This window comes from Frankia sp. Hr75.2, from assembly GCF_949319125.1.
Lineage (GTDB): Bacteria > Actinomycetota > Actinomycetes > Frankiales > Frankiaceae > Parafrankia > Parafrankia soli.
In genome coordinates this window covers 75,463-85,026 of the sequence record NZ_CASGGV010000221.1, presented here as the reverse complement: position 1 = coordinate 85,026, position 9,564 = coordinate 75,463, and the positions used below count along the sequence as shown (strand labels likewise).

The following is a 9,564-nucleotide window of genomic DNA, read 5'->3' as shown; positions in this document are numbered from 1 at the left end:
GGGGGCGCGGGCGGGGGGGGGGGGGGCGGCGCCGGCCCGGTTCAGCTCGGCGAGGAAGGTCGCGTCGCCGACCTTGGCCCGCACGCTGCGGGCCTCGTCCAGCAGCGCCTCGGCCCGGTGCACCGCCGGGATGGGCGCGCCGGGGTGCAGCGCACGGAGATGGTCGGCGTAGCCGCCGAGTACGCGCTGCTCGATCGACTTCGCACCCAGCATGTGGAACGGGACGAGCAGGAACTTCTTGCCGGCCAGCTCCGCGTCGTGCTTGCCGATGACGTCCGTCAGCCGGTCGTCCAGCGTCCGGGCCGCCGGCTCGCCGCGCAGCAGCGCGTGCAGCACCGCCATGAAGTGCGACTTGCCGGAACCGAACGAGCCGTGCAGGTAGACACCCTTGGACGTCCCGGTGCTCGCCGCCTGCGCGATCAGGCCGAGCGCCTCGTCGAAGTTCCCGACGAGCCGGTCGGTCACCACGTAGCTGCGCAGGGTCGCGGCGTCGCTGATGCCCTCGGTGAGCTTGAGGACGAAGTCGCTGTCGGACGTCCGCACCGGGATGTCGATGACCTCGCGCAGCAGCGGCTGGGACGACGGGCTGGTCATGCGGCACCTCGGGTCAGGTCGTGCGTGTGCGGGGGCGCGGGTGGCCCGGCCGCCATCCGTGTCCGGATCGTAACTTTCGGGCCCGTCACTTTGTGGCCCGTCGTCCGCGGGTGACCGTTTGCGGGCGCCAGCCGGTCAGGGCGTCGGCGGTCAGGGCGTGCCGGCCCATCGCCTCGGCGAGGAAGGCGTCGTAGACCTCGGCGGGGGAGCCGTCGTAGAGCGGGTCCACCTCGTTGTGCCACTGGCGGACCCAGGGCATCACCTCGCGCAGACCGGCGAGCAGCGGGGTGAGCCGGTCGGCGCCCCACCCGTCGTTGTCCTGTCGCTCGACGATCAGCGTGGCCAGCGCCTGAGCCTGCTCGCGGTGATCCCAGCCCGCCCAGCCGATCAGCAGCGTCGGGTCGTTGTCCGGCCCGGCCGGCTGGTAAGAGATGAACCGCTCCTTGGGGACGTCGAGCTTCCCACGGGCCCGCCAGTAGGACGGCTTGCGGAAATCCGCCTGCGCGTACTTCGGCGGGACGGGGATCCTGTCGCGGATCCTCTTCGCGGCCTCCTCGTCGGGGGCGGCGTCCTCGGCGCGCTGCTGATCCCACACCGACTCCCAGTCGGCCCGCTTCACCAGGCCGGAGTCCTTGTAGCGCAGCGCGGCGAGGAACGGCACGTGCTCGTTCTCGACGAGGCCGGCGACGACCTTCGTCAGCTCCTCACCGGGGCGGTAGATCTCGGCGACGGCCACGAAGTCCGCGTCCGCTGCCAGTTCGTCGGCGAGGCGCCCGGTGGTCCACAGCCGCGGCTGGACCATGCCGTCGACGTCGGCGAACCACAGCTCACGCACCTCCATCCGATCAAGCAGCCAGTCACGCAGGGCCGCGTCCTGCAGCTTGTCCCAGCCCTCGGTCGCCCACCGCCGCTTGTACTCGGGCCGCTCGATCAGCCCGATGTTCCGATCCGCCTCGATGGCGGCGATCCGCTTCTCCACCAACGCCCGATACTCGGTCGGCCAGCGCGCGGGCAACTCTGTGATCGGGGTGGAGCCGTGCCGCGTGAACCACTCGGACGTCTCATCGCCGGCAGCGATCTTCCGCGCCAACACGATCTCAAACGCCCGCTCACCCAGCCTGATCTCGGGAACCTCAGCCGTCGGCAGGATCAGCTCGTCGGAGAGTAGCCCGTACTGCCGGTACACCTGCCAGTCCAGCTCCTCCTGCAACGCGATCATCCGTGCACGGGTGGACGCCCACTCGGCCTGCGCCGCCGCCAGCCGGGGCCGCGTCGGTATGCTCTCCGCGGCCACGGCAGTCGGGCTTACCGCCGTGAGCCGCTGCGCCAGCCCATCCAGCTTCCGTGCCAGCTCCAACGGATACCCCGCCGGCAACGGGAACTCCTGCAGCTTGGTCCCGGTGAACTCGTAACGATCCGACCATGCTTCAGCGCTGACCCGGGCCCCATCTTGGCCGATCGGATCCCCCCCTTTGGGGTAGCTGACCTGCCGGAGCCAGAAGCCCGCCGTTGAGCTGTTCAACACCCCCAACAGCCGCAGATGCTTCTCCTGTGACGCTTCCATCGGAAGCTTGATCACCGGTGCCGACCGGTTGAACACTTTCCCGCCGCGATCCAGGACGAAGTGGTTGTGTGTAGAAACGAAGGCGAAGGTGATCGAGGAGGGGGTGGTATAGGCGGACGCTGTGTGTTGCATGTATTCCCACCAGGTGAGGCCGGCGTCGGCCATGATCCCCTGAAACGTGCGACGTTCTTCTAGAAGATGACGCAGCGGCCACAGTAGCGTCGGCAGCGTCGCGGCAGCGTTCTTGGCGTAGGGGTAGAAGATAACTTCGTTCGGATTCGACGCCCAGTCACGGACGACCTCGCCGATCATGAGGGGCTTGAGGATCTCTGCGTCGTGCCGTGGCCAGCCAGTCAGTCTCGCTGGGCGGACGAACGCTTCGTCTGCGCCAGCACGGATCGCCCGTCCGACTGGTGGTGAGATCATCTCGGCGAGTTTTCTGGTGCCTTCTTCGAGTATCTCGACTAGGTCTGACGTACCGCCGCCGCCGAGCACCCACGGGTAGACCGCGAAGTCCTTGCGCGGGCGATCAACGGCACTTAGCCATTCACTCTGGGATCCTGGCGCGTCCAACTGAGCGACGATGGCTTGCCATACGCGTCCTTTTCTAGCTTCTTCGGGTACACCTGGTTCGCCGCGGATGCCGAGAATCGCTCGAACGGTATCAGTCCGCTTCCACTGGTTGCACCGGCCAGCAAGGATCACGGTCGGTGTGCCGTGGCCCGGAATATATGCGCCCGAAGTGTCGATGACATGAGTCAACTCGGTTTGGAACGGAAAGAATCTCTCGATGAGCTTCTTGCCGAACTCGCGCTTCACGAAGCCGTTGCCAACGATCTCGCCGACGCGACCGGCGCCTCGGCCGTCCGTGCCTGCGGTCCTTGCTAGCTCGAAGAAGCGCTGGGTAAAAGGGACCGTCAACTGGTATGTTCCCGTACAAGCGCTGTACAGATCCCGGTACAGCGCGTTAAGTTGTTTGTCCTTGACGGTGATGTAGGGCGGGTTGCCGACGACGGCGTGATAGCGGCCGTCTTCGAGAAGGCCGGGGTGGTCGGCGAGATCCTCGGTGGCATAGGTGAATTCGGCGAGCTCGTCGCAGTCCTGACCAAACAGGTCGAGCTGGCGGTGCTTGATCAAAGAGTCGCCTACGGCCACGTGCAGCGGGAACGTGTAGCCGGCCGCTGCATCGAGCGTGGTCAGCCCGGCTGCCCGTAGAGCCGCGATGACCAGCCGGAACTTGGCGATTGCTGCTGCGTACGGGTTGATGTCCACTCCGTGGACGGCGTCCAGCGCCAGCTTGACTCGCTCGAACACGTCCCGGTCGGGCGCATTCTTCTCCCACTCAGCCAGCAGGCGGTGGAACGCGCCCAGCAGGAAGTGGCCGGAGCCACAGGTTGGGTCGATCAGTTTGACGACGTCGTAGCCGAACTCGTCGATGGCGGGGGTCAACGTCAGGTCGAGGATGAACTCCTCGACGAACTCCGGGGTCTGGAGCAGGGCGTACTTCTTGCGGATGTCCTCCGACAGGTCCTGGTACAGGTCGCCGAGGAAGCGGGTGTCCCAGGCATCGCCCATGAAGTCGTGGACCAGCGTGCCGGCCTCGGTGCGGCGGCGCCAGAAGCTGATCAGATTCTTGGCTGCGTCGTGGGTGAGCGGGATCTGGAACAGGGCATTATGCCGCTGGTCGAACAGGCCGGCGCCGACGGGCACCTTCGCGATCTCGCCGAAGCCCGCCAGCAGCCAATCGCGGGCCGTCTTGGCGGGGTTCCGCCGGTAGAAGTCCTCGGTCCGCTCCTCGGCGAGGGTGAGGCGGGCGGTTGTCGGGCCGGCCAGGAACGGGTCGTTGATCAGTCCGTTGTCCTCGCAGAAGCGGACGAACACGGTTCCCAGCACCCAGGCGGCCGCCGCCTGGGTGACGCGCTCGCCGAGCCACGCCGACCAGGTCGCCGCCGTCCGGCCGACCTCGAAGGCCCGGTCGTACTCGGCCCGCAGCCGGGTTCCGACCTCGGGGAGCTCGTCGACCTGGGCGCGCAGGTCTTTCTCCAGCGCCTTCACCTGCCGCTGCGCGTCCTTGAGCAGCGCCACCCGATCGATCACAAACGTTCCCCCACCCACTCAGCGAAAATTCGGGCCCAGTCCGGCCCTCGGTCGACGGACATCCGGCAACGGCGAAGCCCCGCGCGCCCCGGGGCGCGTCCAGCCATCGGTCAGGACGCCTTTCCGGCGGTGCCGGTCTCCCCGTCGGCGGCGCGGTGCCGGTTGGTGACCCAGGCGTCCGGCAGGGCCACCCACTCGCTCTCGGTCACGAGCTGGACGAGGGCGCCGTCGAGCCGCGGCGGCCGGGTCGGCTCGGTCGTCGGGCACAGGACCCAGACCGGCCGGCCGCCGGCGCGGGCCCGTTCGGCGAGCGCGAACAGGACGTCGAGCCCACGGCCGTCGTAGCGGCCGAACACGCCGGCGTCGTGCAGCAGCAGTGGCGCCGGCCGGGCGCCGGGCTCGTCTGCGCGGCCAGCGGGTGCGGCGGTCCCGCCGGTACGTCCGGCGTGGGCGTCGACCAGGTCGGCGAGCCGTGGCGCGGCGCGGTCCCAGGCTGCCCGGACGTATTCGGCGAGGTTGGTGGCCGCGCGGCTGCCGGGTTCGGCGGCGTCGGCGCGCAGGATCGTCGCCCAGGTCGGCCTGGGTCGCGGGTCGACCTCGGCGTGCAGGGCGTCGAGGAACACGGCCGCGACGTCCACCGGCTCGGCGGCGAACCGGTGCGGCCTGGTCAGCTCCGCGCGGGCGGCCAGGTAGTGGTTGCGCCGGACGGTGAGCGCCCGGAAGCCACCGGCCTCGGCTGCGGCGTCGAGTCGCTGTTCGGCGAGTGCCGCGGCCGCCTGGTCGGGGCGGTCGAACACCGTGCGTGCCGACGGGCCGCTCAGGCCGGTGGGCCGGCGGACGACCGGTGTCGCCCGGGAGCCGAGTCCGGTGGAGGAGAGCAGGCCGTGCGGCGGCACATAGCCTTCGCGGGCCGCGTCCCATTCGAGGGGGAACCCGGCGGCGGTGAGGGCGCGGTCGAGCGCCGGGTGCGTCGGCAGCTCGGTGGCGAGGCCGGGGAAGCGGGTCTGCACCCGCTCGTGGATGGCCGGGATTTCCAGCAGCGGACGGTCGGGCCGCTCGTCGGTCCCGCCGAGCGGTCCGGGGACGGCGGTCGGCAGGGCGGGCAGCACGCCGGCCTGGGCCAGGCGCAGTGCCCGGACGAGGTCCAGGTCGCGCGGGTAGATCTCCAGGCGGGCGTTGGCGGCGGCGGTGCGCGACCCGGCGGCGGCCAGCCGGACGAGGCGCTGCTGGTCGAGCGCCGGCAGCCCGGCCAGCCCGTCGACGGTCGCGGCGGTGGCGGGCTCGGCGCCGGCGTCCGCCGGGCCCTCGGCGTCGGCGTCGGCGGCGGTGGCGGTGGGTGCGGAGCGGACGGCGGCCAGCTCCCGCAGCACGGTCGCCGGGGCGGGCAGCTCCTCGGCCCGCGCGAGCCGGTCGGCTGCCTTGCCCAGGGCGATGGCGTAGTCGAAGAGGGCGGGTGCGGCCGGGGTGAGCGGGCCGTCGTCCTCGACGGCCTCCAGCGCGACCAGCGTCCGCTCGTAGTACTTGCGGCGGGCCAGGCGCGGCTCGGAGTCGAGGTCGACGGTCTCCAGCGCGGCGCGGACCGCGGCGCCGGCGAACGCGCGGCGCTCGGCCGGGGACCGGCGGCCGTCGCTGCCGCGGCGGGCGAGCACCGCGGTGACCAGCTCGTCGAAGCCCAGCACCCGGCCGGCGTCGCCGAGGATCTCGACCAGCTCGTCGTGCACCGAGCGGACGGCGCCGTCGGCGTGCCAGGCCCTGCGCCGCGCGGTCAGCACCTGCGCGATCCGGCCCGCCGTCACCCCGACCCGTTCGGCGATCTGCTGCTGCGGCGCCCACAGGAGCACGTCCGGCAGCGCGCCCGCGGCGTCGGGCAGGCCGAGCAGCAGGCGGGTCGCCTCGCGTTCGGTCGCGTTGCGCTCGGTGGCACCCCGGTCGGTGGCACCCCGGTCGGCGGCGCCACGCTCGGCGGCACCGCGTTCGGCGGCGCGGCGCCCGCCGGACAGGGCGCGGGGGAGTAGCCGGCCCGCGATGACCTCGACCGGCATGCGGGCGTAATCCGCCGCCGCGCCGTCCGCCTGCTGCCCGGCCGGCGCCGGCTCGGCCGGCATGACGGCGGGTGCGGCGAGGGCGGCGGCCGGGGCCGCGGCGAGGGCGCGGCGCCACTGCCGGATCCGGGACTGCAGCTCCTGGCGGGTCTTCGCGCCGGTTCCCGGCAGGCCGATGATCTCCTTGGAACCGAGCGCCAGCAGCTCGCCGACGGTCGTCGCGTTCAGGCGGTGCGCGGCCGATACGGCCCGCGGTGACAGGCCCGCCGCCTCCAGCGGCGTGTCTGCGGTGGCCGCCGCCGCGGCCAGGTCGCGGGCCCGCTGGGCGGCCGCCTCGTCGACAGCGCCCGCGGGGCTGTCCGGACGCGGCCCCGCCGGGCCGGCCGTCACCGGCTGGCCACCGGTCGCCGGACGGCTGTCCGGCGTCGGATGGATGCTCGGGGCCGGCGGGGTGGAGTCGGCGGCGCGGAAGACGGCCTGCCAGGCGTCGCGCATGTCCTTCAGCGACGCGAACCGGCGCCCGGCGTCCCGGTCGAGCGCGCGCAGGAAGAAAGAGGTGAGCCCGGAGCGGATCGCCGGGTCGAACGCCTCGGTGGCCAGCTTCGGCGGTCCCTCGGTGAACCACTCGTCGGAACCCCCGTTGCCCCAGCGCGGCAGCTCGCCGGAGGCCATCTCGTGCAGGGTGACCGCCAGGGCGTAGCGCTCGGCGTGGTCGTCGTAGGCGGTGCGGGTGCCGGCGCCGAGGAACGGGTCCAGGTAGCGGGGCGTGCCGGCGCCGATGTCGCGCACGGAGATGTTGGCCAGCGAGAAGTCGATGAGGACCAGCTGGTAGGTGCGGTTCGGCCGGCGGCGGATGACGATGTTGTCCGGCTTGAGGTCACGGTGGACGACGCCCTCGCCGTCCAGGTAGTCGACCGCGCCGAACAGGTAGTCGCTGTAGGTCTCCAGCTCGTCGACGGAGAGCCGGCCCTCGCGCAGCTTGCGGGCGACGGTCTGCTCGCCGGCGTGGTCGAGGACGAGCACCGTGCGCCCGCCGACGACCAGCGTGTCCGGGCGCGCCAGGCGGATCACCCGGGAGTCGTTCAGCTGACCCAGTACCGACGCCTCGTGTCCCAGGCGGGCGGCCCGCTCGTCGGAGAGGGCGACCTTGAGGACCTCGTCGCGGTTGGTCTTCTCGTTGTGGGCCAGGAAGGCGCGGCTCGTCGAACCGGTGCCGAGCCGTTCCCGGATCCGCCACTCGCCGCCGACCAGGTCGCCGCGCTGGGCATCCAGCGGATCCGCCTCGGGCTCCCGTTCGGCCTGCTCCGTCGCGGACGGGCCCGTCGCGGACGGGTCCGCCGGTCCGCCCTCCCCGTCGCGGGCGCCGCTGTCGCCGGGGGTGGCCGCCGGGACGTCCTGCCGGGTGAGCTCCTTCTCGACCTCCAGCAGCCAGTCGAGCAGCTCGCGGACGCTTTCGAAGCGCTTCTCGGGCAGCGGGCGGGTCGCATCCGCCACCAGCTCGTTCGCCGCCTCGGACAGCGAGTCGACGACCTCCGCCGGGTACAGGCCGCCCGACTGTTCCAGCCGCGCCTTCAGCGCGTTCGGGCTGTCCGCGGGCGGCTGGCCGGTGAGGATCAGGTAGGCCAGCGCGCCGAGGCCGAAGACGTCGATGCCGACCGGGTCCGGGTAGGGGGCGCCGATCTCGGGCGCCAGATAGCCGGCCGTGGCCAGCTCCAGATGCGGCAGCAGCCGGGCCGCGGGCTCCACCGCCAGCGCGCGGGACGTCGTCGTCAGCCCGCTCGTCGGCGCGCCGCTACCGGAGCCGGCGTCGCGGGCCGCCGCCTGCCAGTCGCTGATCATCAGCCTGGGCGAGAGCCAGCCCCGGCCGGCGCGCGGCACCACCAGGACGCTGCGGGCGGCCAGCGCCCGGTGGTAGAGATGCCGGCCGTGGGCGTAGGCGACCGTCTCCGCCAGCTCGCGGATCATGGCCAGCCGGGTGCCGGCGTCGAGGCGGTCGCCGTACTGGTCGAGATAGTGGTCGAGGCGCATCTCGTCCGGGCGGTGCCGGAAGATCAGCGCCGGGCCGGCCTCGTGGTTCTCCAGCCCGTCGACCTGGACGATCCCGGGGTGGTTGATCCCGTGCAGGACGAGGAACTCGCGGCGGGCGACCGCCTCCCGGCTCGCCCGCTCGGCCTCGCCGGCGGCCCGCTCGACGAGGTAGATCCGCACCCGCCGCCGCTCGGAGGCGACCTGCGTGTGGGCGGCGTGGTGGTCCTGCCAGGTCGGGCCGGAGTCGAACGCGGGGAACTCCAGCTGCCAGGAGCCCACCTGCTGGTGACGCCGGCTGCGGTCGATCCCGACCGCCGGCAGCAGCTTGGCCAGTTCCTTCGACAGCGCGGGGGTGATCCGCTGCTTCTCGTCGCGCAGCGGCGCGTCCAGCAGACCGGACCAGATCGACGGCAGTGCCGTGCGGCCGGGCGTGTCCCGCTCGGGGCCGAAGACCCAGGGGAGCTGGTGGTCGGGGAGCTCGACCCGCAGCGTCGGGTTCGACAGGAAGACGGCCGGCTGAATGAACGGGATCTTCGTCCTGCTCGCGCTGCCGGCGTTCTGGAGCCGGGACCGCAGTTCCTTGGACTTCTGGTTCGCCAGGTACAGCGGGTTGTCGAAGATCCGGGTGGACCCGGAGGCGCGGTGCTGTGTCCAGTTGGACCCGGACGCGGTCAGCCGGCCGACCAGGCTCTTGATCTCGATGAGGTAGACGCCGCCGCGGGCGACGACCAGCAGGTCGACCTCGCGGATGTGCCCGGTGGCCGCGGTGAAGGTGAAGTTCGACCAGGCGCGGTACGGCTCGGCGTCCGGCAGCAGGAGCCGGACGTGCTCCAGCGCCTCCCGCTCGTGCGGGAACTGTGACGGCGTGACCGTCACCCACCGGCCCTGCTCCTCGCGCACGCCGCCGCCCCCGCCGTGTCCGCGGCCCCGCCCCCGACTGTCGAGCCCGCTAGGTCACCACTCGCGACAATAGCCATGCTCTCAGTAAAAAAGCAGCGAAAACTGACGATTTTTTCTTTGCTCCGTAGCTGGTTTGCTGTGCGGAGTGGCCGAGTTGGATCAGCAGTGACTCTGCCTGTCGCGGCGGTTGCTCCTGCGGCCACGGTCTGGCGCCGCGGCCGTGCGGAGCGTGGGGCGCGGGTGCGAGCCGCGGCACGCCATCGACTACGTGGTGGCGCACCAGGCCGGCGTGGGGGGCACCGTCACCCCGACGGGCTGGTCGCTGCGGACCAGACAGCC

General features: G+C 72.0%; 3 protein-coding genes. All 3 read right to left on the bottom strand.

What is annotated here, in order from left to right:
* Positions 1-594, bottom strand: a 594-nt coding sequence (locus tag AC559T_RS15740; RefSeq protein WP_498869225.1) for a DUF6079 family protein, incomplete at its 3' end; no start/stop codon positions are given.
* 85 nt (positions 595-679) lie between these two features.
* On the bottom strand, positions 680-4,213 hold the full coding sequence (pglX, locus tag AC559T_RS15735; protein ID WP_498869230.1) for a BREX-2 system adenine-specific DNA-methyltransferase PglX: 3,534 nt from the start codon (positions 4,211-4,213) through the stop codon (positions 680-682).
* Positions 4,214-4,365: 152 nt separating this feature from the next.
* The gene (pglW, locus tag AC559T_RS15730) at positions 4,366-9,225 is read right to left on the bottom strand and encodes a BREX system serine/threonine kinase PglW (RefSeq protein WP_498869224.1); all 4,860 of its coding nucleotides are present in this window, start codon (positions 9,223-9,225) and stop codon (positions 4,366-4,368) included.
* Between the last annotated feature and the right edge of the window lie 339 nt (positions 9,226-9,564).